Source organism: Chengkuizengella sediminis (genome assembly GCF_010078385.1).
Lineage (GTDB): Bacteria > Bacillota > Bacilli > Paenibacillales > KCTC-33759 > Chengkuizengella > Chengkuizengella sediminis.
In genome coordinates this window covers 158,258-182,844 of the sequence record NZ_SIJC01000007.1, presented here as the reverse complement: position 1 = coordinate 182,844, position 24,587 = coordinate 158,258, and the positions used below count along the sequence as shown (strand labels likewise).

Genomic DNA, 24,587 nt, shown 5'->3' with positions numbered 1-24,587 from the left:
CTTGGACACGAATTTGTTATGTCTCATTTTTTGGAAACACGCGGGATCTTGTTAAAAAACGAAATCCTTCTGGTCCTTCTAATGAAAACATTCCTCCACGGCCAGGTACTACATCAATAATCAATTGAGTATGCTTCCAATACTCATACTGCTGTTTATTCATATAAAATGGAGTGTCTCCAATTTCACCGATGGACACATCACTATTTCCTATTAAAAAATCATCTTTTGGATAACACATGGGAGAGCTCCCGTCACAGCAGCCGCCAGATTGATGAAAAAGGAGTGGACCATGTTTCTCTCTCAGCCTTTTAATCAATCCAATCGCCGCATCTGTAGCGATAACCTTCTCATCCATCTTAAAAGAATCCCAATGCCTGTGGACTGTAACTGATTAATAAATTTTTTGTTTGTTGATAATGAGATAACATCATTTTATGTGTTTCTCTTCCTATACCAGACATTTTATATCCACCAAAAGCTGCATGAGCTGGATAAGCATGATAACAATTGGTCCATACACGACCTGCCTCAATATTACGTCCAAATCGATAGGCTGTATTCATGTTTCTAGTCCAAACGCCTGCGCCTAACCCATACAAAGTATCGTTTGCTATTTCTAAAGCTTCTTCCTCATCTTTAAAAGTAGTAACAGATACGACAGGTCCAAAAATTTCTTCTTGGAAAATGCGCATTTTATTATGTCCTTTAAAAACGGTAGGCTCAATATAGTATCCATCTTTGAATTCGCTTTCAAGAATATTTCTTTTACCACCAATTAGCGTTTCTGCCCCTTCTTGTTCAGCAATATCAAAATAAGCTAATATTTTCTCCATTTGCTCAGAGGAAGCTTGAGCTCCAATCATCGTTTCCATATTTAAAGGATTTCCTTGTTTTATTTCTGCTACACGTGATAACGCTCTTTCCATAAACTGATCATAAATAGATTCATGAATGATAGCACGTGATGGACATGTACAAACCTCACCTTGATTTAAAGCAAACATAACAAACCCTTCAATGGATTTATTCAAAAAGTCATCATCTTGATCCATTACATCTTTGAAAAATATGTTTGGAGATTTCCCACCTAACTCTAGGGTAACAGGAATAATATTGTTTGATGCATACTGCATAATTAGACGTCCTGTTGTGGTTTCACCAGTAAAAGCTATCTTGGCAATACGATCACTTGACGCGAGTGGTTTGCCCGCTTCAACTCCAAATCCATTCACTATATTCAACACACCTGGTGGTAATAAGTCTTGAATGAGTTCAGCCCATACCATAATGGATGCTGGAGTTTGCTCGGCAGGTTTTAAAACTACACAATTGCCCGCAGCAAGTGCAGGTGCTAATTTCCATACTGCCATTAACAATGGAAAATTCCATGGGATGATTTGTCCAACTACACCTAGTGGCTCTGGATAATGATAAGATACTGTATCTTGATCAAGCTCCCCTAAACTACCTTCCTGTGCACGAATACATCCGGCAAAATAGCGAAAATGATCAATGGCTAATGGTAGATCTGCAATCGTTGTTTCACGAATAGGTTTACCGTTGTCCCATGTTTCCGCAATAGCTAACATTTCTAAATTTTCTTCCATTCGATCCGCAATTTTGTTTAGAATTTGTGCTCTTTCAGTGACTGAGGTTTTACCCCAGCTATGTTTTGCTTTGTGCGCTGCATCAAGTGCCATTTCAATATCATCCGATTTTGAACGAGCGATTTCGCAAAAGGCTTGACCCGTAACTGGGCTCACATTCTCAAAGTATTCACCTTTTGTTGGAGCAGTCCATTCTCCTCCAATGTAATTATCATACCTTTTTTTAAAGTTAATCATTGCATCTTGCATTCCTGGAGCTGCATAAATCATATTTTTTCCTCCTCACGAATTTTGAAATGATAAAGTTCACAAAAGTTTGTCTATCTATTTATAATTTATTCGAGATGGAACCTGTAATACCTGTATTTTCAAAATCTTTTCCTTTCCCCAATTCTCAAATTTCGATGATCATCGTTTTTTAGGTATTCACCAATGGTCAATCGTGATATAATAACCAAATTACTCGAAATATAACCCACAAAAGTGAAGGGATTAATTAAAAAATGAGTGAAAAACCAAAGAAAAAACTATCTCTTTTTCATTTAACCTGGCCGATTTTTATTGAATTTTTATTATATATTTTAATGGGAAATGCTGATACAATCATGCTTAGTCAGTATTCTGATAACTCTGTAGCAGCCGTTGGAATTTCCAATCAAATTCAAAATTTCATTATATTGATGTTTGGTATCGTTGTCACAGGTACAACGATACTAGTTGCACAAAATCTAGGGGCAAACGATAAAAAAACAGCTTTTGAAATTGGAAGAACATCTATTTCACTAAATATCGTGATTGGACTCGGACTTAGTTTGGTTTTATATATCTGTGCTCCCTATGCTTTGAAATGGATGAAAACACCACCTGAGTTAATGTCTGAGGCTAAAACCTATTTGCAAATTATTAGTGGATTTTTGTTTATTCAAGCGTTAATCATGACCGTATCAGGTATCATTCGTAGTCATGGATACACGAAACAAACGATGTATTCTACACTTACTATGAATATCATTAATGTAATTGGAAACTATTTATTCATTTTTGGTCCATTCGGAATTCCTGTATTAGGTGTTACAGGCGTAGCCATTTCTACAGTGATTAGCCGCTCAATTGGATTAACAATACTGTTTATATTTTTAATTACTAAAGTAAAGCAACCCATAAGCTTTCGCCATCTATTTTATTTTCCAAAAGAACATGTCAGAAAACTGATTAAAATAGGGGTACCATCTGCTGGAGAAGGTTTGTTTTATAATACACAACAGCTTACAATTACAGCCTTCATAGCTTTACTTGGAACCATGTTCATTACTACTCGTGTTTATGTATTTAATCTCATGTTTCTCATCCTATTATTTTCACTAGCTATCGGACAAGGAACTCAGATTATTGTCGGTCATCGTATTGGAGCAGGAGAAAACGAAAAAGCTTATAAACAAGTTATACACAGCTTAAAAATAGGCATGTTCATTAGTTTAATGATTGCAACTGCTTTTTACTTCCTTGCCAAACCATTATTAAGCATTTTTACAGATAATGCTGAAATTATTAGCTTGGGAACTAGTTTATTATTGATGACTATTATTCTTGAACCAGGAAGAGCCTTAAACCTTGTCATCAATAACTCATTAAGAGCGGCTGGGGATGTCAAATTTCCTGTTTATATGGGAGCCCTATTTATGTGGGGTGTCAGTGTTCCAACCGCTTATATTTTAGGAATTCATTTTGGTTATGGGCTTTACGGAATTTGGATCGGATATATTTTAGATGAATGGATTAGAGGATTGGCTATGCTATGGAGATGGCGTTCTCGTGCATGGGAAAAGATGGCTTTAGTTAAAACAAAAAAACAAGCTGACACATAATATAAATCACCAATTCTATTATAAAGTAGAATTGGTGATTTATATTATGCTGCTTATAAAAAGTTCATTTTCTGTCTGCTTCTTCTACATCTAAGAATATACTCATTGATTCTTTAATTGGATTCTCATCTACTACTGGAAAATCTGGGAATTTAATATGTTTGGTGAAGATACTAATAAGTAAGTTATTTATTTTATAAGTTTATTATTGTGGATCATCCAATCAAATGGTTAACATTCTGAAACCCAATTTGGATTATTCAATGTTAATGATTTTTTTACATTTAACATTACTATTGACAATTTAAATATTACGAGTGTAATATGGTAATAAGTATTACGCCCGTAGTATTTATAATGTTAGACCAAGGAGGTGTATTATATGAGTACTCATTCTAAGATATCAGATGCTGAATGGATAATCATGGAGCAGTTGTGGAAAAAATCTCCCCAAACTTCAGCTGAAATTATTGATAAGCTAAAAGATTCAACAGAGTGGAACCCCAAAACGATACACACTTTAATCAACCGTTTAGTAAAAAAAGAAGTGTTGGGTGTTAAGAAGGAAGGTCGCTTTAAACAATTTTACCCTCTTCTCTCTGCCGAGGAATGTCGGAAAAGAGAGACAACATCTTTTTTAAAAAAGATCTATGCTGGTTCACGTCAAATGTTTATTTTAAATTTTATTAAAAATGAGAAGTTAACGGATAAGGAAATTGAAGAATTAAGAAAGATCCTTAATCAGAAAAAAAATGAAGATTAATTCTAACTTACGCATAAGAGAAACTCAGATTAATAAAATTTTATGATTGTTTCCATATCGCTAATAAAGTGTGGTGAAAACATGGATGTACAAAATTTATTTTCAATTGTTTTAAATTTTTCTCTTATAGGGGGTATTATAGCAGTCCTCATTCTCTTTATAAAAAGAGTTCTGAACGATAAACTCTCTGCACATTGGCACTATTACATTTGGCTTATATTGATTATAAGGCTTCTGATTCCTTTTAGTTTTGAAAGTTCATTGAGTTTAGTTCAATACTTCCCCACTTTTTCAGAATTTAAGATAAATGAACCTATTGAAACTCCTGTTAGGAATCAAACAACATCACCTCCCTTAAATATGGAAAACATTAAAGGTAAAAATGAGAATATAACTATAAATGAAATGAATGAACCGCCTGTTGCTATTCAAACAATGACGAATCTAACATTGACGAATTTCAATAAAGAAATTATGGAAGTGGGTGAAAAGGATTCAATCTCAGAAAGTGTGGCTGTTAAACAAATAAAATTCAATATTTTTAATCTAAGTTCATTAGGGATGTTGTGGTTGTTTGGTGTGTTGATGGTTTTTATATTCTTTTTGATCGAAAATATCGATTATAACTGGAGATTATCGAAACAACCGAAATGTAAAGATGTTGACATTTTATCTCTGTTAGAAGCATGTAAAAAGAAATTAAAGGTAAGTTCAAATATACAAATAATAAATGATGACAAGATAGACTCGCCATCGATAATTGGTTTTTTAGTACCTAAAATTGTGATTTCTAAACCATTATTAGAAAGCTTGTCAAAAAATGAAAAGAAGTATGTGTTGTTGCATGAGTTAACACATTTCAAAAAAAAGGATGTGCTTATTCAATGGATGAGTATCATAGTTTTAGCCATTCATTGGTTTAACCCTATTATTTGGTACAGCTTCTATCAATTGCGTAAAGATTGTGAGTTATCGTGTGATGCCTCCGTTTTATCTCAACTAAAAAAAGACGAACACCTGGCATATGGCAACACTTTATTAAGTGTTTTAGGAAAAGTATCAAAACCAACCTTCATTCCTAGTTCCATAGGGATGTCCGCTGGTCTTTCAGATATGAAATCAAGAATGAAGAGAATTAATATGTTTAAAAAACAATCTCGGAAATGGATTATGCTCTCTATTATGATAACCGCAAGTATTATTCTTGTTGGATTCACAGTATTTGATTTAAATAACAATGGTCAAGACGCATCTCAATCAGTAGTTGGCAACATTCAATCAGATCATGAAACAGAAGAAAGTAATCCAGAAAATCTGACAATAGATACAATAGGGACTTGGACTGAGGTTTCCAGTATGAATCAAGCAGGTTATCCTGATAATGCATCAGTAGTCATCGATGGCAACATTTATATTGTTGGAGGATCTGTAATTAAAGATGGAGTTTATGTGTATTCATCAAGCTTAGAAGTGTATCATCCACAAACGGATACTTGGACACAATTGGCTAGTATGAATCAAGCTAGAAATAACCATACAACTGAAGTGATCGATGGTAAAATTTATGTAGTTGGTGGGTATGGATATGATGGAGAAGATTATCGTTATTTATCAGACGTAGAAGTGTATGATCCACAGTCGGATACTTGGAGACAATTGACTAGTATGGATCAAGCTAGAGGCAACCATTCAGCAGAAGTCATTGATGGAAAAATCTATATAGTTGGTGGGGATGGAAATCAAGTAGATTATAGTGTCCTTTCAAGTGTAGAAGTTTATGATCTTCAAACCGATACATGGACACAATTAACTAGTATGAACGAAGCTAGATTTAGATTTGCAACTGAAGTAATCGATGGGAAAATTTATACTATAGGTGGTCGAGGTGACTACACTTTATCGAGTACGGAAGTATATGATCCAGAGACGGATACTTGGACACTGTTAGCTAACATGAATAAACCAAGAGAAGATTTTTCAATAGGAGTCATCGATGAAAAGCTCTATGTAGTAGGTGGATTTAATGGAAATTTTATGAGATATAGAAAAGAAAATTATTTATCAAGTGTAGAAGTTTATGATCCACAAACGGATACATGGACACAATTAACTAGTATGAATCAACCTAGAGATAACCATGCAACTGAAGTGATCGATGAGAAAATTTACGCAATCGGTGGGTATTATGATTATAATCATTTATCAAACGTTGAAGTTTATGATCCTGAAACAGACAAGTGGACAGAGGTTACTAATATGAATCATGCAAGATATGGTCAAGCAACAGAACTCATCGATGATAAACTATATGTATTAGGAGGATATACACAAGAACAATATGGTTCAAGATCAGTAGAAGTATATGATTTTATGAAGTAATTCAGATGGTTTTTATAAATATATTGTTTTAAAGATAGGAGTTAAGAAATTAATGAAAATAATATTGAGTTTCATTCTAAGTCTAGCTCTTTTTAGTATTTTGTACATTTATTTTCCGGGGAATTATACAGATCCACAAGTAGAAACCAGCTTAAATAAATCAATTGATCATGAAAACAACTCAGAAAATCAACAAGTTGAAGAAACAGCTAAAATAACAAAAGAAGACTTAGTAATTAGAGTAAAACAAATGTATCCAAATGTATTGGCATCAGCTAATCTAGAAGAATTTACTTTTGATGGAAAGGATCCTTCTAAAAAGGATGAATTTAAATTATATTATCGTGAAAATGGTGAACAGTATATTCCTCCAGATTTAAGAGGTACATTTATATTTTATGGAAAAGAGCTAACTTTAATTGCTGCCTCCTTTGGTGGCGATGCAGCAACAAAAGGGAATTCATTCCCTCCCAAAGTTGATCTTGAAGAAAGTAGAGATATTGCTGAGGAATTTTTAAATCAAATATATGATATGAGTGATTATGGCATGAAGTATAGTTATTATCACGACTTTCAAAGACCTTTAACCGAAATTCTTCAAACAGAGTATGAATTTTATAAAATGAAGAATGGTATACGCATTTCAGATCAGGGAGGTTGGATACTCGTTCAAGGTGATGGAAGGATCAGAAGTTATAACTATTATAATCAACCTTATGAGAGTTATTATTCCTCCCTACAAGATCATACGTATGATTCTCCAAGCAACATGTTAAGTGAAGATGAAATTAAGCAGCAACTGAAAAATGAATTAAATGTACAGCTAAAATATATTAGCGAATGGAACTCACCTTCGAGCAAAGATATTTATTTAGCTTATGCCGTAGATCCTTCTGTAAATAAGATCAATGCCATAGAAGGAACATACTATATTGACGGAGAGTCCATGGATATTAGTGAACTAAATTCTATCTCCACATATCAACCTTTATCTAAATCTACTGACAAATCGACGTATAGTTTCATTAAAGGCAATACAGAACAATACGTCTTAAAAATATTGGAGCAAATATTAAAGGTGGAACAATCAGAAATAGAAATTGATAAAATAGAAGAACTAAAATTAGAAAAAAACTTAAAATACTCTATATCATTCAATGTGAATAATAATAATGGCGAGATGATGATTGATGGTGACACCGGAGACTTCTATTACTTGAGTTCAACTGATAAATTAAATACGCCAAATACTAATGAAGTGTCCGAGTTATCAATAAATGAAGCTAGAGAATTTGCAATGGAATATATAAACCAGCTTTCCCCTGTCAATTCTCAAGATATTGTGTGGAGAGATCATCCTAAAGATTATTCCACTAGAAATGAAAATTATAGTTTTGAATTTCACAGATTAATCAACGGGATTCCTTATGAAGGGGATGAAATCAACGTTATAGTTTCCAAAAAGAATGGAAAATTAATAGAATATTTTATGAGTCTTGATGACATGGATCAATTTCCTATCGGTGACATTGTTATAAGTCAGGAGGAAGCTTTCTCTGCATATCTAGATCAAATGTCCACAGATTTATATTATGAACACAAATACAATGATTATTATGAGGATTTGAAACAGGCACACTATAATTTAATCTACGGAATAAATTTCAAAGTACAATATGTGGATGCGACAACAGGTGAAATTGTAAAGTTATATGGTGTAGATACCTTTGAAGTCCCTGATATCAAGGTAAATCATTCTTTGGCAGAAGATGAAATTAATTATATGATACAATCTGAAATCATTATGCCTGATAAAAATGGGCAGGTACAAACGGATCATGCATTAACAGTTGAACAAGGAATAAGTATACTCGTAAAATCTTTATACAATAAAGATTATATTAACAACTATCCTGATGGTTTATCAGGATTTCAAACTTTCCATAACATTCAGCCTGACATGGCAGCATATCCATTTATTGAAAGTGCTGCAGATAAAGGAATCATTGATACGGAACAAGAAACTTTCAATCTTGATGAATCACTAACGAGAGAAAAACTTGCCTATTGGTTTGTTCGATTGCTAGATTCAGAAGCTATCTTAGAACAAGAACTGTCTATCTCCAACTTCACTGATAGTCATCTCATTTCTGACAAATATGAAGATCAAGTTGAACTTGCAGATGCCTTAGGGCTTATTACAAAAAATGAAAACGGTGAGATTCACCCACAAGAGTCAGTAACTACTGCTCAATTAGCCATATATATCCGTAACTTAGTAAATTTACCTAACACCATGAATAATGATAAATTCATTATTAGGTAATAACCTACACCCAATATTTTATTATTAATTTTAAATATGTAAAAAAGGTAAATCGCACAATCCTTTAATACATTTTTTAAGGGTTGTGCCATTTTAAAATAACTTTTAAATCCATACATCGTTTTCAGCAGTTAATTCTCCTTTGGAAAGTTTAACTTCTCCATCACGAAATGCTATTTTCATTTCGCCTTCTATTATAATAAAAACCTCATCGGTGTCTTTATGACTATGCCATACAAACTCACCCAAAAATTTTGCTAATTTAAACTGATAATCATTCATTTCACTAATCACTTTAGGAGTCCAATGCTCTTTGAATTTAGATAGTTTTTCACTTATATTAATGGCTTGATCTTGATAATCCATATTAACACTCCTCATAAAATAACATTGGTATTCTAGATTAAGTTTTTTATTTTCGTATATTATAATAAAAACAGTGGGTTCTTGTCTAATATGAAAATGAAAGTTATAGATGGTTAGAACATGGATGGGAGGTTTTAATTATGTATGTAGTTACATCAGATGAAATGCGTAAACTAGATCATTATACGATAAATACGATTGGAATTCCATCGTTAGTATTAATGGAAAATGCGGGACGAGAAGTGGCTAATGAAATCTTAGTGTGGACAAAAAAACATAAAAGATCAAACCACAAAAAATGGTTGATTCTTGTTGGAAAAGGCAATAATGGTGGGGATGGTTTAGTTACTGCTAGACATTTGATGGAAGCTGGTTTTGAGATTGATATCCTATATGCACAGTCCCCAGACCTATTTAAGGGGGATATGATCACACAACATAATATCACGAAAAACTTAAAACTCTTAACAGATGTGTATCAAAATAAAACGATTGATTGGAATCGATATGAAGGTATTATTGATGCTCTTCTAGGAACGGGTACTAAAGGTGCCCCAAAAGAACCTTATGCCTCTTTGATCAACAAAGTAAATGAATCAAAGTTGCCTATTTTTTCAATCGACATCCCAAGTGGACTTGATGCCGATACGGGAATCCTTTATCAACCTTGTATCAAAGCAGAGAAAACGATAACTTTAGCCTTTTTAAAATGTGGTCTTGTCCAATCACCAGGCGCAGAAATAGCAGGAGATGTTATAGTAAAACCTATTGGCATCCCGATATCAACAACTAAACAATATTCAATACAAACCTTTTCACTTCAAACTTCTGTTTTTGAAAAAAAACTTAACGTAAATATGAATCTGCCTAGAGAATCTAATACACATAAAGGGACTTATGGTCATGCCCTGGTTGTAGCAGGAACATTACAAATGAGTGGTGCTGGTCTACTTTGCTCTAAATCAGCTTTGAGAGCTGGCTGTGGATTAGTTACTTGGTCTTTGCCACGAACGATAGCGAACCAAATGTTAGGAATCTTACCTGAAGTGATGTTAGTGCCTGTTGAGGACAAAAAAAGTGGAGAATGGAATGTTCAATCAGCAGAAGATATTATACAATTAAGTGAAAATAAACAAGCCCTTGTGATTGGACCTGGATTAGGAAGGTTTAAAGAAGATGATCTGTGGCTTCGTAAGCTTTGGGAACGGATAGAGTGTCCTTTAGTTATGGATGCTGATGCTTTAAATATCATTTCAGATGCTGAACATTTTGAAAAATGGGATCGTAAAGATACACCTGTCATTTTCACTCCACATCCTGGAGAAATGGCAAGACTTTTAAATTGTACAATCAATGAAGTTCAGGAGAATCGAATTCAAATTGCTAGAGAATATGCGATTAAACATAAGATAGTTGTTGTAATTAAAGGTGCACATACCGTTGTTGCTACAGCGAATGGAGATGTATATATTAATAATACAGGAAATACAGGCATGGCCACTGGAGGGTCCGGTGATGTACTTGCTGGTATGATCGCTGGATTGTTAGCACAAAATTACACTGCTGAACAAGCAGCAGTTCTTGGTGTATACCATCATGGATTAGCTGGTGATCGTGCAGCTTCAAAAAGATATTCACAACATTCGTTAATCGCTGGGGATATAATAGAGGAACTCTAGGAGGAGAAATTATGTGTGGAAGATTCACCATAACCGTTACAATTGATGAATTATTAAGTCGTTACTTGTTAGAATCAGTTCCTTTTCGTTATATACCTCGATATAATGCTGCACCTGGACAAATGATCACCTCTATCATTGCACACAAAGGGAAAAATAGAATAGGACAACTGAAGTGGGGGCTAGTTCCCTCATGGGCAAAAGATGATAAAATTGGGTATAAATCTATAAATGCAAGAGCTGAAACGATACAAGAAAAAGCATCTTTCAAAAAAATTGTCCACAATAAACGATGTATCATTCCAGTAGATGGTTTCTATGAATGGAAAAAAACAAACGGAATAAAGCAACCCATGAGAATCCAGCTTAAAGATAATAAATTGTTTTCACTAGCTGGATTATATGATACGTGGATAAATGCTGAAGGAGAAAAATTAAACAGTTGTACAATTATCACTACAGAACCCAACCAGCTTTTGTCTAACATTCACGATCGAATGCCCGTTATTTTAGACGAAGAAGAAGAACATCAATGGCTTGATCATGAAAATTATCACTTTGATACTGTTAAGACTTTGTTCAAACCTTATCCTTCAGATAAAATGAAAGCTTATCCTGTTTCCAATGTGGTTGGTAACGTGAAGAATGATTCGCCTGATTGTATCGAAGAACATACGGAACATTTTTTATTTTAAATTCCTCTAAAAAGTTAAAAAGTGTGTGACCTTTTTTATATGCTGGAAAAGGTTTCATATTATATTTTTCGTTATACTTTATTTCATAAAGATATAGAAAAAAACGCAGATTTTATCCTGCGTTTTTTTTCTTGCGCATAACGCTTGGCAAATCCAACATACCGTGAGACAGGTTTGGAACATATGGAAACTAGTCCATAAAGCAAATTCTACGAAGGAAATACTTAAATAAATCTGAATAAAAGACAAATTATCCCCCATACAATGTATCAACGAGGAGATAACCCCCTCACTAGTACCAACGGTGTATAAAAAAATGTCATGTAAATTAGTTAAGGAGGTAGAGAAATGCCTAGAATTGTAACAGCAGTTGTACCCATTGTTATGACTCAATTTGTTACCAATTTCGGATTTGCTAGCATTCCTATTTTTGACATCGTTTTAGGAGTTGCTGAAGGAGAAGAAGAAAGTGCTATTATCGTGGATATCACCGCTGCGCAGCAATTGTTTGATAAAAGAATAGGTATTAAATGGAGGCAAAGAACACTTGCTATGAAAGGTGCTACTGTTCCAAAGCTTGGACCAGTACTTCCGATTCTAAGAGTTGATTTTGACCCTAGTATAGAAAGTATAGCAAGGTTTATTTTTGAAGATTTATCACCAGAAATCGAACGTCTTAATGGAGGGAATTTAGTTTTTGTTATTGCTAGAGGCAGATATGGAAGTGGAATTTTTGTAGATGATGAATTTTCATTCCCTTTCCTTTTAGATCAAATAGAGTAAACAATCTATTTTGTGAAAACTTATCTCTCGATTAATATCCATCCAAACAGACGGAAAAGCGATTGATATTTGTCAAAGTGAATCGAGAGATAAACTTGTAAACCAAATAAGGCAAGTGAAATATCTCAATAATATAGTGGAACAAGATCATCGTTTCATTAAGAAACGTGTGGCGAACAATGCCTTATTTCTTAATCAATTTGATTAAAATATATAAATTATTGAAAAATCATTCCACTAACGAAATTTCTTTTTCTTTAAAAAATTCTTTATTAGGTAAGTAATGAATAGATTTGATATTTCTTACCGTCCTTGTTTTGGACCTCATAACGATTGAATCCGTTTCTGCTCTCTGACCTGAAAGATAACGAACCCCACTTAAAAAATCACCTTCAGTAACACCTGTTGCAGCAAAAATGACATCGTCCGTTCCAACCATATCGTCCATCGTTAAGACCTGACACGGCCTTTCAAATCCCATTTTTTTACAACGGTCATATTCTTCTTGAGTCCCAGACATCAGTCTCCCTTGTATCTCTCCACCTAAGCAACGAAGGGCTGCAGCAGCTAATACTCCTTCTGGAGCACCACCAGAACCAATATACATATCAACTCCTGCTTCTGGTAATGAAGGAGCTATGGCACCTGCTACATCCCCTTCGGTTAATAATTTGATTCGGACACCGATTTGACGTAGTTGTAATATTAAATGCTGATGACGTTCACGGTCTAATATTGTAACTGATAAATCGGGAATTCTTTTATTTAAAGCTTTAGCAGCTTTAGTAATCATATCTTTTAAAGGATCATCAATACTTAGAACTCCCACAAGCTCAGGTCCAACCGCTAATTTTTCCATGTACATATCGGGGGCATGAAGTAAATTCCCTTTATCTGCTACTGCAATCACAGCAAGGGCATTATTGAGTCCCTTGGCTACTATTTCTGTACCATCTAAAGGATCAACTGCAACGTCTAGTTCAGGACCTGCTCCACTCCCAACACTTTCGCCTATATATAACATAGGTGCCTCATCCATTTCACCCTCACCTATAACAACTGTACCTTTCATAGATACTGAATTTAATATATATCTCATAGCAGAGGTAGCTGCTTGGTCAGCCCCCTCTTTATTACCGCGTCCCATCCAAGGAGCAGATGCTAATGCAGCTAACTCTGTAATTCTTACAATTTCTAATGCTAATTCACGCTCCATGATACCCTCTCCTTTTTATGAATTTTTTAATCTGAACCGAGTCCTATATTTTTAGTATGGTTTTAATTAGATTTATTACATATTTTTGATTATATTTTAATCCATTAGTTATGAATGTAAGTTGCTATCGTGTAAACTTATAATAATTGCAGCTGTTTCTTCAATGGCTCTTTCCGTTACATCAATAATTGGGCATCCGACTCTTTTCATTAAATCGCTTGCTATTTTATGCTCTTCTATTATGCGTTCTAGAGTGGCATAATTTGCTCCAGAAGGCATACCCAAAGCTTTCAATCTTTCTTTTCGAATCCTTAATATCTGTTCAGGCTGCATAGAAAGACCGATCACTTTACTTCGAGGAATTTCAAACAACTCTTTTGGTGGTTTCACTTCAGGTACTAATGGAAGGTTAGCCACTTTAATTCCTTTATGTGCAAGAAAGATGCTTAAAGGAGTTTTAGATGTCCTGGAAATACCAACCAAAACCAACTCAGCTTGTAAAAGTCCTCTTACGTCACGACCATCATCAAATTTAACGGCAAATTCTATAGCTTCTACTTTTTTAAAGTAATTTTCATCCATTTTATGAAGTAATCCAGGTTCTTGTTTAGGTATATTATTAAATGTATCAATGAAAGCCTGCATCATTGGACCCATGATATCAACTGCTCTTACCCCTAAACGAATGGCTTCTTGTTTCATCATTTCACGCAACTCTGGTTGAACAAGTGTATAGGCAACGACTGCATTTTCTGAATGTGCATCTTCCATGACAACTTTTATTTGATCTTCATATTGTATATGACCTACTCTTTTGATTTCGATCTGAGTCATATCAAATTGACGTGCAGTAGCTTTCACTACGGTTTCCGCAGTTTCTCCTATGGAATCTGAACAAATATAAATTTTATATCTAAGTTTCTCGTCCACTATGAATCCTCCAATGAATTATAATAAAGTATCTGTTAAGTCCAACAATAAACGAGTCATATTCGTTTTCGTGATTCTACCTATGATTTCATCTTTTTTAGAAATCACAGGTAACGTATCCACATCATGTTCAATCATTTTTTTAGCCGCTTCAATTACAGATTGATCTGGTTGAATGGTAACGATATTAGGCTGTCTTGTCATTACTAGGTGTACAGGCATTGTAGAAGATGCAGGATTACCTAATGTGACTTTTAACAAGTCTTTCCTTGATAAAACTCCTTTTAAAGTTCCATCATCATCGCTCACGACTAAACTCCCAACATTATCCATAAAGAGTGTAACTACTGCATCATGAACCGTTGTTGTTTCTTTTACAACAACAGGAATACTTTGGATGTCTTTAACCTTAATTTGCTCTAATTTTTTAGCCGCTTCGTAGTTAGGCAATGCTGATTTTCCCGGGAAATATCCAACCTTTGGTTTGGCTTCAAGATAACCGACCATGACAAGTACGGATAAATCTGAACGTATTGTAGGCTTGCTCACCCCAATCAATTCTGCAATTTGATCTCCAGTTATAGGTACATTTTCTTGTACAATTTCTATGATTTTTAATTGACGAGATGTTAGTTCGATCGTTTTCACCTCCAAAAGTGCATACGTTCCTCACAATAAAAACTTAACATATTACTTTAATTATTAACTAAAAGTTAATTAAATTCAATTGCACTTTGCGCAGCGGCGATTCTTGCTAGTGGAATTCGATATGGAGAGCAGCTAACATAGTCCAACCCAATTTGCTGGCAGAAGAGAATGGATTCTTTGTTCCCACCATGTTCTCCACAAACACCCGTCTTCAGATTTGGTTTTACAGTTTTACCCATCTCTACAGACCATTGTATTAATTTACCTACTCCTTTTTGATCTAAAACTTCAAATGGATTATTTTCTAATATTTTTTCCTCTGTATACTTATCAAGGAACTTACCTTCTGCATCATCCCTACTATATCCAAAGGTCATTTGTGTTAAATCATTTGTTCCAAAGGAAAAGAAATCTGCATATTGAGCAATTTCATCTGCTGTTAAAGCTGCACGTGGAACTTCTATCATCGTACCCACTTCATAATTACAATACTTAATTTCTTCACCCAAAATTTCCTTTGCAACTTGGTTTACTAATTCTCTTAACCTTTTTAATTCATTCACATCACTTATAAGTGGAATCATTAATTGTGGCATTACTTCTATTCCTTTTTGAAGGCTAGAGAGTATAGCTCGAAATATAGCTTCAATCTGCATATCATAAATTTCTGGAAATAAAATGCCTAATCTGCATCCTCGTTGTCCTAACATCGGATTCATCTCATGTAAATTGCGAACTTTATTAATTAATGAATCTAACTCATTTATATTTGTCTCTTTATCAACACCTAAATCGACTCTTTGTTTTTGTAATAGTAATTCTTCTAATTTAGGTAAAAATTCATGTAGAGGTGGGTCCAACAATCGAATCGTAACAGGTAAACCATTCATTTCATAAAATAAATCTTCAAAATCTGATTGCTGCCATGGCAATAAACGATCTAAATGAATTCTACGTTCTTCAAATGTTTGAGCCATGATCATATTTTGTACGATAGGCAACCTGCTTGGTGACATGAACATATGCTCCGTACGACACAACCCAATTCCTTCTGCTCCAAACTCACGAGCTTTTTTTGCATCTATACCACTATCCGCATTTGCATAAACCTTTAATTCTCTTATTTCGTCTGCCCAGTTTAATAAAGTGGATAACTCTTCTGAAATTTCAGGATCCTTTAATTTTATTTTACCTCGAATAACCTGACCGGAAGATCCATCTATCGAGATCCAGTCTCCTTCTTTCACACTAATATCACCAACCATAAAGGACTTTGCCTTTAAGTCAATCTCTAATTCATTACAACCGCAAACACAAGGTTTCCCCATACCTCTAGCTACTACTGCTGCATGACTAGTCATTCCACCTCTGCTGGTTAAAACCCCTTCTGCTGCAAACACACCATGTATATCTTCAGGTGTTGTTTCAATTCTAACCAAAATAACCTTTTCTCCATCATTAGACAGTTTTTGAGCAGTATCAGGATCAAACACAACTTGCCCAGAAGCTGCACCAGATGAAGCTGGAAGTCCTTTTGCAATAACATCTAATTTATTTTGATCATCAATAGAACGATGAAAAAGCTGCTCCAATTGATTCACTTCTATTCTTTGCAATGCGTCTTTTTTAGTAATCAGCCCATCTTTGGATAAATCCACAGCGATTTTCACTGAGGCTTGTGCTGTACGTTTTCCATTACGTGTCTGTAATATATATAATTTGTTATTTTCAATGGTAAATTCGATATCCTGCATATCCTTATATTGATTCTCAAGTAAATAAGCAGTTTTATATAATTGATCATAGATTTCAGGAAATTGTTCCTTTAGAAACTCAATTGCAATAGGTGTTCTTACTCCTGCTACGACATCTTCACCCTGAGCATTTGTTAAAAACTCTCCAAATAAATTAGCTTCTCCAGTAGAAGGATCTCTAGTAAATAAAACTCCTGTACCGCTTTCTTCCCCTAAATTTCCAAAAACCATAGATTGAATGTTTACTGCAGTTCCTTGTTCACTTGGAATACCATAAGCTTTACGGTACACTTTGGCACGTTGATTATTCCATGATTCAAATACAGCTTCAATTGCCAAACTCAACTGAACATTAACATCCTGAGGAAATTCTCTATTTGCGTGATATTTAATCAATTGTTTAAATTGTTCAATTAATAATTGTAGGTCTTCTGCCGGGATATCACTATCATGTTGGTATTTATTTTTCATTTTTATTTCATGCAGCTTTATTTCAAATGAATGTGATTCCACACCAAAAACGACGTTCCCAAACATTTGAATTAATCTGCGATAACAATCATAGGCAAAACGAGCATCCTGAGCATTTTTAGCCAGTCCCTTTACCGTCTGATCATTTAATCCCAAGTTTAGAATGGTATCCATCATCCCTGGCATTGAAGCAACAGAACCGGATCGAACAGACACTAATAGTGGATTTTCTAGGTCTCCAAAAGTCTGATTCTTCACCTGTTCCAATTTTTTCAATGCACTTGATACTTCATCAAATAAACCTTCAGGAAGTCGTCCATTGCATTTATAGTATTCTCTGCATACGTCTGTAGTTATTGTAAAACCTGGAGGTGTTGGTAGTCCAATATTGGTCATTTCTGCAAGATTTGCACCTTTACCCCCAAGTAAATATTTCATATTTGCGTTGCCTTCATGAAAATGGAATATGCGTTTAACCTTCACTGTCATTGAAAAGTACCTCCGAATTTAATTCATTGCAATGATCATTTTTACAAGAGCTATAAAATGTGATGACATTGTCCGTATCTACTGTATCTATTACTTCCCCACAGTGTTTACATATAATGGTACCTAAATCGTTTATATGACCGTTTTGTCCCATAATTCACACTCTCCTTGTTTTTGTTTATTGATCACCAAATGCGCTAAATCAACTACTCGACAAGAATATCCCCATTCATTATCATACCAAGCCAACACTTTGATTTGATCTTCAGCAACAGATAATGATAACCCATCAATCACAGCTGATTTTTCATTTCCTATAAAATCACTTGAAATTAATGGATCATTTATATAGTCCAAATATGGAGATAAATGACCTCTGGCTGCACCTTCAAATACCTTTCGAACCTTTTCTAATGTGACATCATCATGCACTTGGATTGTCATATCAATGAGTGAAACATCTGGAGTAGGTACACGAACAGACAATCCTTGAATAATCGGTGCTAGGTGTGGTATTACATTTTTAAGTGCTTTACCTACCCCAGTACTTGTTGGAATAATAGATTGAGTACAAGCACGTGCTCTACGTAAATCATGATGTGGATTATCTAAATGTTTTTGATCATTTGTATAGGAATGAACGGAAGTAACCCATCCATTTTTAATAGAAAACGTTTTATCTAAAACGTCTAAAATAGGTGCTACGCAGTTTGTTGTACACGAAGCTGATGATAAAAGTTTATGACTCTCCGGGTCGAAGAGGTGATCATTTACTCCCATCACTACTGTTAAATCCATATCCTTCGCAGGGGCTGTGTTAATAACAGTCAATGCTCCTGATTGTAAGTGTTTTTGTGCACTTTCTCTGTTGTTGAATTGTCCTGTTGAATCTATGACAACCTTTACACCAAGCTGTTCCCAAGGTATGTCCTCAGGGTACATTTCGTAAGTTACCTTCACTCTAAAACCATTTATGATCAGATCCCCATCTTCGATTTCTACGGAACCATTGAACTTCCCATGAACTGTATCGTATTTAATTAAGTGACTTACCGTTTCTATAGAATATTTACTATTAATTGCAATAACCCTAGAGTCATTTAGACTAAGGTTTGAGTCAAAAGCCTTACGTAAAACAAGTCTACCAATTCTCCCCATTCCATTAATACCAATCATTATCATTCATCCCCTAATCCTATATAATACGTCTTATTTATATATAATGTATCATATTTAAATATAATGCACAATATATAAAATTATAAATATATTTAATGTGTCATTATTAAAATAAAATGATATATTAAAACTCGGAAAATGAATTTCCGAGTCAGTTTAATTAAATAAGCGCAGTATTATAAGTATCCATAGAAACTCCTGATTCAATCGCGGCTTTACTTACCGCTTTAGCTACAGCTGGAGCAACACGTTTATCAAATGGCGCGGGTATAACATAGTCTTTACTTAACTCCTGTTCTGAAACAAGAGAAGCAATAGAAAATACGGCTGCTTCTTTCATTTTCTCATTAATATCGGATGCGCGTACATCTAATGCGCCCCGAAATATTCCTGGAAAGGCTAAGACATTATTGATTTGGTTTGGAAGATCAGAACGCCCAGTCCCTACTACTCTTGCGCCTGCTTCAATAGCATCTTCATACATAATTTCTGGAATTGGATTTGCCATAGCAAATATGATCGCATCCTGATTCATGGAACGTACCATTTCTTTTGTTACAACATTCGCAGCAGAAACACCAATAAAAACATCTGCTTTTTTCATCGCATCGGCCAAAGTTCCTTGTTCTTTCTTAAGGTTTGTATAACAAGCCATTTCATGTTTAACTTCATTCATACCAAACTCGCGTCCTTCAAAAATAATACCTTTAGAATCACATAAAATCATATCATTCACACCAAACCGATTTAATAACTTAACAATAGCAATACCTGCTGATCCTGCACCATTCACTACTACTTTAATGGAGCCCATTGATTTTTTTACTAATTTTAGTGCATTCACTAATCCAGCTACTGTTACAATGGCTGTGCCATGTTGATCGTCATGAAAAACTGGGATATTTAATTCATCTTTTAAACGCTCTTCAATTTCAAAACAAGCGGGTGCAGCAATATCTTCTAAATTAATACCGCCAAAAGTAGCCTCAAGCAATTTAACAGTTTCAACAAATTGATCAACATTTGTTGTATCCAAGCAAATAGGGAAAGCATCTACTCCTGCAAAACTTTTAAACAAAACAGCTTTTCCTTCTATTACTGGAAGTGATGCTTTAGCACCAATATTACCAAGACCCAATACGGCAGTTCCATTAGAGATAACAGCAACACTGTTCCCTTTTATGGTATAATCATAAACCGCATTTTCATGTTTGTGGATTTCTTTACACGGCTCTGCTACCCCTGGTGAATAAGCTAGGGATAAATCCTTAGCCGTTTTAACTTCAACTTTAGTATTCACTTCTAATTTCCCTTTATTCAATCGATGCAGTTCTAGTGCTTCTTCACGTAATGACATTACAACCTCTCACCCTCTTACTTTAATGTGTTAATGTGTTTTAAATAATGTATCATATATATTAATAATGCACAATATATAAATTTATTATTTTTATATAATGTGCATTTAATTAAATTAATGTGATTAATGATGCAAAAACAACAAAATATGATAGGATATTATTGGTATAGGAGATAATATAATGTGTATTTATTCAATGCAAAATAAATTCCTCTGGGTGGGGAATATAAAAAAGCCCACAAACGTGGGACAGGGTACCAGCATAGGACTTGATAGAATTTATATTGTTCTTTAAATAATGATATTAATTAAATGAATTTATTACTAAATGATCATTTGAATGAGGGAAATTAAAAAGATAATCCTGATAAGTTAGTTTTCAAAATCTACTACTCTTACAACTTCTTGTCCACAGTTTTTACATTTACCTTGTAATACTATACCAGTTGAATGCTCTTGTATCACATATTGTGCAATGCTAACTGCATCGCTACAATTTGAACACCAAACATTGTTAACAATCATTTTTCTATACTCTTTTTCGATAGATAACCACATTTGATTTGGGGAATTCAATTCAAAACATCTCCTTTAAAATTTCATCATCTCCCAAAGACCATTTTGTTGAATGGTATGTCTCTATCATACCACTTCTTTGTTATTCGTGATACAATTAGTTGTGATTTTTCAACACTGAACCTGAAATATTAAAAGGGAGGATGTACCTAATGGATTTAACACAAAAAACAAATGAAAATATCCGTTTTATGGTAGAAGAAATCATACAAAAATTAAAAATGGCAACAGCTGCCGCTATGAAACCTGAGCATTTTAGTTTAGAACGATACGAAGACATTAAAGATATTTATGATTTAGTAACGAGTAAAAATAATTACAGTATTTCAGAAATGGAAGCGATCGTGAAGGAATTGGGAGATTTACGCAAATAAAGATTTAGCTTTTGCAATGGAAACCCCAAAAAGAAAACACACACTTTTGTGTGATCTCTTTTTGGGGTTTGTAATTTCATTTTTACTTAGATTTAAGTCTGCTGCGAATCGCCCATTTTCTTTCATGACGTTTCATATATTTAGGTAATGATTTATAAATTTCTGTAACTTCTTTAAAAGCCTCCTTAGCTTCTTCCTTTCTTCCACTTTGTTCATAAAGTTTTCCTAATAAATAATAGGATTCACAGGAAGAAGAGTGAATGCCGCGAAATTCCTGTAAATATTGAAAAGTTTTATCACGATCACTTTGAATAAAAACTTTAGCTAACTCTAGATACGGCTGTCCATACCCCGTTCTAGGATTTATTTCTAGTCCTTCTAATATATATTTTTCTCCTTCTGGAATGTTGCCCATCTTAAGATGTGTCAAACCAAGATCGCACAACACATTTGAATCTTGATCCATGCGAGGGAGGATCTCAATAAGAATCTGATTTGCTTCAGTATACTTTTTCTTTTCCATCAGTAGACTAGCTAATTCATATCTAGAAGAGACATCATTAGGGTTCAGTCTAATCTGCTGTCTTAAATTTGATATTTTTCTCATACGTTTAAAAGGTTTTGTTAGGCTAGGAAAGAACCCCAAAAAACGTCTGTCTAAAAAATATAAAATGATAAAAATCACGAGTAAAGCTATAAATGGATTTCCAAGGATTTGCCACAATAAAATAAAACCAATAAATTTCGTCATAAAAAAACACCCACCATGTTCTGGATTATAATTTAATGTATGAGAACAACTCATTATTATTGTATTATACCAGCGAAATTTCCTGCAGCAAACAAAGGTAATGAATTGCACTAAAAATTAGATGAATAGTACTAAGCCACTTTGTCTTATTTTCCTTCACTTTGGTGGAGCAGTATTATTTTACTTAGCCGCTTTATTCCTTCTGGAGGAGTTTGTCAATTTTCCTTTGTAAAATATATTGAAGGCAGCATTCGTGGAAGTGAGATGATGAGAAAATTGTCTGCCTCTTAAACCTCTTTTGGTAATATGACAGCAACCTCCGTCCCCCTATTCCACTCGCTTATTATAGAAAGCTGTCCCTTATGGAGCTGGACAAGTTGTTTTACTACAGCTAGTCCTATTCCTGTTCCTTCTTTATTCGCATTTACTTGATAAAACTTTTCTGTAATCTGTTCTAGTTTGTCCTCCTCAATCCCAATTCCATGGTCCTTGACACATACTTTAATTTCATTATAGTTATTATCTTCTACTGTAATTTCAATTGAATCGTCAATATTGGAAAACTTTATGGCATTATCAAGTAAATTAATAAACACCTGTTTTAAGCGGTTTTTATCAGCATTAATTTCAATATATTCCTTATGATTAAAATTGATTAGAATTCCTTTTCGCTCGGCTTTTATACTCATTTGCAAAATAACTTCATCAAGCAATTGAGTTATTGAAAATTTTGAAATGGATAAATTCAAGTTATAGGCTTCTAATCTAGAGAAATCTAATAATTCTTCTACTAATCCCATTAAACGATCCGCTTCTTTATTGATAATCTTTAATCCTCGCTCTGTCTCTTCCTTGTTATCTTGATCGCCTGTTAGAAGTGTATCACTCCAACCTTTAATGCCTGTAAGTGGTGTTCTCAATTCGTGAGACATCGAAGATATAAATTCATTTTTTAACTGTTCTGTTTTTTTAATTTCAACTGCCATCTCATTAAAGTTTTTAGAAAGAATACCGATCTCATCCCGATCATTTTCGTTTAACTTGATATCATATCTTCCTCTAGCAATTTTACGTGAAGCTTCAGTGATGTTTTTAATGGGGGTAGATATATTGGAGGCTAATTTATAACTTATTATTAAAACGATCAGCATTACGATAAGACCAATACCTATACTAAAAATCATTGTATTTTTTATTTTTTGATCGATTTGTTCAAGTGAAGTCATATATCTTGCAACTATGGTTATTTTTCCATCCACTAAAATCGGAGTAGAGACAGACATGATTTTTTCGTTTGTACTTTTGTTAACTCCTCTCCAAATCCCATTCTCCCCTTGTAATGCCTTCCTTATATCATCCGTATCCACAGTTTCATTAATGTTGAATCCACTAGTTGTTATTAGGATATTACCGTCTGTATTTAAAATTTGCAATTCTGCTTGATCGTGCGCAAAATTCTCTTTAATTTGTGATAAGTTTTGTTCGATATTACTAAGAGAAAGAGTCATATATCGGTTTGCAAACGAAGCTGTTGTATGTGCATGATTCATTAGTGCATTCGAAACGCCATTATAATAATAATTATAAACCACAGAAAAAAACACACCTAACAGCAGTAAAATCGTCAATAATATGATAAACATAAAATTCATGACGATTTTTCTTTTTATGCCATTCATGGCGTATCACCTGTCCATTTATATCCATAACCCCATACCGTTTGAATCCATTTTGGTTCTGAGGGATTGTCTTCTATTTTTTGACGAAGCCTTCTCATATTCACATCCACTATTTTAGGATCCCCTGGATAATCAAGTCCCCAAACTTCATCTAATAAATCATTTCTACTTACAGCTTGCCCATTCTGTTCTCTCAAAAGCTTTAATATCATAAACTCTGTTGGGGTCAAATCAATCATTCGTTCTCCTCTTTTGATTCTTTTCTCATTAGGAAATAAAGTGATTAACTCTTTATTATTATTATATTGTTCATCCGAAGAGACATTCATCCTTCTTATTAAGGAGTAGATTCTTGCCATTAACTCTGAGGGTACAAAGGGTTTGTTAATATAATCATCCGCTCCAGACATCAATCCATGAACTCTATCCACCTCTTGTACCCTAGCGGTTAACATGATAATTCCAATTCGCTCATTCATTTCTCTCATTTTTTGACAGACTTCAAACCCATCCATTCCAGGCAACATGACATCCAATAATGCAATATCTATTTTGTGTTCTAAAAATAGTTCTAATGCTTGTTCTCCTGTTTCCGCTTCGATCACTTTATAACCATTTCTCTCTAAATTTAGCGTGATAAAACTGCGTATACTCATTTCATCTTCCAATACTAGTACCGTTCTCATATAACCCT

The 24,587-nt window shown here is 34.1% G+C and carries 21 protein-coding genes and 2 pseudogenes; 9 read left to right on the top strand and 14 right to left on the bottom strand.

From position 1 onward, the window contains the following. Positions 1–16: 16 nt before the first annotated feature. Positions 17–358 (bottom strand): DUF779 domain-containing protein, encoded by a 342-nt coding sequence (locus EPK97_RS15155; RefSeq protein ID WP_162037467.1) that lies wholly within the window; start codon positions 356–358, stop codon positions 17–19. A 1-nt stretch (position 359) separates the two neighbouring features. Beyond that, positions 360–1,880, bottom strand: coding sequence for an aldehyde dehydrogenase (gene adh / locus EPK97_RS15150; RefSeq protein WP_162037466.1), 1,521 nt, complete (start codon positions 1,878–1,880; stop codon positions 360–362). A 233-nt stretch (positions 1,881–2,113) separates the two neighbouring features. On the opposite strand from adh, the gene EPK97_RS15145 reads away from it, so the two are divergent. From EPK97_RS15145 to EPK97_RS15130, 4 genes are all read left to right on the top strand, one after another. Beyond that, entirely contained in the window at positions 2,114–3,475 is a 1,362-nt protein-coding gene (locus EPK97_RS15145; RefSeq protein WP_162037465.1) for an MATE family efflux transporter, read from the top strand. A 382-nt stretch (positions 3,476–3,857) separates the two neighbouring features. After that, the gene (locus EPK97_RS15140; protein WP_162037464.1) at positions 3,858–4,238 is read left to right on the top strand and encodes a BlaI/MecI/CopY family transcriptional regulator; all 381 of its coding nucleotides are present in this window, start codon (positions 3,858–3,860) and stop codon (positions 4,236–4,238) included. Positions 4,239–4,319: 81 nt separating this feature from the next. Next, a complete protein-coding gene (locus EPK97_RS15135) occupies positions 4,320–6,617 on the top strand; it encodes a M56 family metallopeptidase (RefSeq protein ID WP_162037463.1) in 2,298 nt (765 codons plus the stop codon). A gap of 52 nt (positions 6,618–6,669) precedes the next feature. Then, the gene (locus tag EPK97_RS15130; protein ID WP_162037462.1) at positions 6,670–8,943 is read left to right on the top strand and encodes a YcdB/YcdC domain-containing protein; all 2,274 of its coding nucleotides are present in this window, start codon (positions 6,670–6,672) and stop codon (positions 8,941–8,943) included. A gap of 132 nt (positions 8,944–9,075) precedes the next feature. Here the strand turns inward: EPK97_RS15130 and EPK97_RS15125 are convergent. Further along, positions 9,076–9,309: pseudogene (locus tag EPK97_RS15125) on the bottom strand (cupin domain-containing protein); the annotation flags it as partial. Positions 9,310–9,449: 140 nt separating this feature from the next. Between EPK97_RS15125 and EPK97_RS15120 the strand changes: the two are divergent. The 4 genes and pseudogenes from EPK97_RS15120 to EPK97_RS15105 form a co-directional block, all read left to right on the top strand. Continuing rightward, the gene (locus tag EPK97_RS15120; protein ID WP_162037461.1) at positions 9,450–10,988 is read left to right on the top strand and encodes an NAD(P)H-hydrate dehydratase; all 1,539 of its coding nucleotides are present in this window, start codon (positions 9,450–9,452) and stop codon (positions 10,986–10,988) included. An 11-nt stretch (positions 10,989–10,999) separates the two neighbouring features. Continuing rightward, a complete protein-coding gene (locus EPK97_RS15115; RefSeq protein WP_162037460.1) occupies positions 11,000–11,683 on the top strand; it encodes an SOS response-associated peptidase in 684 nt (227 codons plus the stop codon). Positions 11,684–12,031: 348 nt separating this feature from the next. Beyond that, on the top strand, positions 12,032–12,466 hold the full coding sequence (locus tag EPK97_RS15110; RefSeq protein WP_162037459.1) for a hypothetical protein: 435 nt from the start codon (positions 12,032–12,034) through the stop codon (positions 12,464–12,466). A gap of 100 nt (positions 12,467–12,566) precedes the next feature. Further along, positions 12,567–12,638 (top strand): annotated as a pseudogene (locus EPK97_RS15105) (IS6 family transposase); the annotation flags it as partial. Between the two features lie 57 nt (positions 12,639–12,695). Here EPK97_RS15105 and glpX read toward each other — a convergent pair. From glpX to EPK97_RS15065, 8 genes are all read right to left on the bottom strand, one after another. Beyond that, positions 12,696–13,682 carry a class II fructose-bisphosphatase gene (gene glpX, locus EPK97_RS15100; protein ID WP_162037458.1) on the bottom strand — a complete coding sequence of 329 codons (987 nt, stop codon included), beginning with the start codon at positions 13,680–13,682 and terminating at the stop codon, positions 12,696–12,698. A gap of 108 nt (positions 13,683–13,790) precedes the next feature. Beyond that, positions 13,791–14,615, bottom strand: a complete 825-nt coding sequence (locus EPK97_RS15095; RefSeq protein ID WP_162037506.1) for a pyruvate, phosphate dikinase/phosphoenolpyruvate synthase regulator — start codon at positions 14,613–14,615, stop codon at positions 13,791–13,793. Between the two features lie 15 nt (positions 14,616–14,630). After that, positions 14,631–15,266 carry a helix-turn-helix transcriptional regulator gene (locus EPK97_RS15090; protein WP_170295540.1) on the bottom strand — a complete coding sequence of 212 codons (636 nt, stop codon included), beginning with the start codon at positions 15,264–15,266 and terminating at the stop codon, positions 14,631–14,633. Positions 15,267–15,325: 59 nt separating this feature from the next. Next, on the bottom strand, positions 15,326–17,974 hold the full coding sequence (ppdK, locus tag EPK97_RS15085; protein WP_170295539.1) for a pyruvate, phosphate dikinase: 2,649 nt from the start codon (positions 17,972–17,974) through the stop codon (positions 15,326–15,328). Next, entirely contained in the window at positions 17,958–18,128 is a 171-nt protein-coding gene (locus EPK97_RS15080) for a GapA-binding peptide SR1P (RefSeq protein ID WP_162037457.1), read from the bottom strand. Before EPK97_RS15080 ends, ppdK begins: the two co-directional genes overlap by 17 nt. Then, on the bottom strand, positions 18,107–19,150 hold the full coding sequence (gene gap / locus EPK97_RS15075) for a type I glyceraldehyde-3-phosphate dehydrogenase (protein WP_420826796.1): 1,044 nt from the start codon (positions 19,148–19,150) through the stop codon (positions 18,107–18,109). The genes EPK97_RS15080 and gap overlap by 22 nt, the downstream gene beginning before the upstream one ends. A gap of 163 nt (positions 19,151–19,313) precedes the next feature. Beyond that, a complete protein-coding gene (gene ystJ / locus EPK97_RS15070; protein WP_162037455.1) occupies positions 19,314–20,510 on the bottom strand; it encodes an NADP-dependent malic enzyme in 1,197 nt (398 codons plus the stop codon). Positions 20,511–20,885: 375 nt separating this feature from the next. After that, a complete protein-coding gene (locus EPK97_RS15065) occupies positions 20,886–21,089 on the bottom strand; it encodes a hypothetical protein (protein WP_240903834.1) in 204 nt (67 codons plus the stop codon). A gap of 152 nt (positions 21,090–21,241) precedes the next feature. Between EPK97_RS15065 and EPK97_RS15060 the strand changes: the two genes are divergently transcribed. After that, entirely contained in the window at positions 21,242–21,463 is a 222-nt protein-coding gene (locus EPK97_RS15060) for a DUF1128 domain-containing protein (RefSeq protein ID WP_162037454.1), read from the top strand. 82 nt (positions 21,464–21,545) lie between these two features. On the opposite strand, the gene EPK97_RS15055 is transcribed toward EPK97_RS15060, so the two are convergent. The 3 genes from EPK97_RS15055 to EPK97_RS15045 form a co-directional block, all read right to left on the bottom strand. Next, positions 21,546–22,214, bottom strand: a complete 669-nt coding sequence (locus EPK97_RS15055; protein ID WP_162037453.1) for a tetratricopeptide repeat protein — start codon at positions 22,212–22,214, stop codon at positions 21,546–21,548. Between the two features lie 287 nt (positions 22,215–22,501). Further along, positions 22,502–23,893, bottom strand: a complete 1,392-nt coding sequence (locus EPK97_RS15050) for a sensor histidine kinase (RefSeq protein WP_162037452.1) — start codon at positions 23,891–23,893, stop codon at positions 22,502–22,504. Beyond that, positions 23,890–24,579: a response regulator transcription factor gene (locus EPK97_RS15045; protein WP_162037451.1), complete on the bottom strand. Its 690-nt coding sequence runs from the start codon at positions 24,577–24,579 to the stop codon at positions 23,890–23,892. Before EPK97_RS15045 ends, EPK97_RS15050 begins: the two co-directional genes overlap by 4 nt. Between the last annotated feature and the right edge of the window lie 8 nt (positions 24,580–24,587).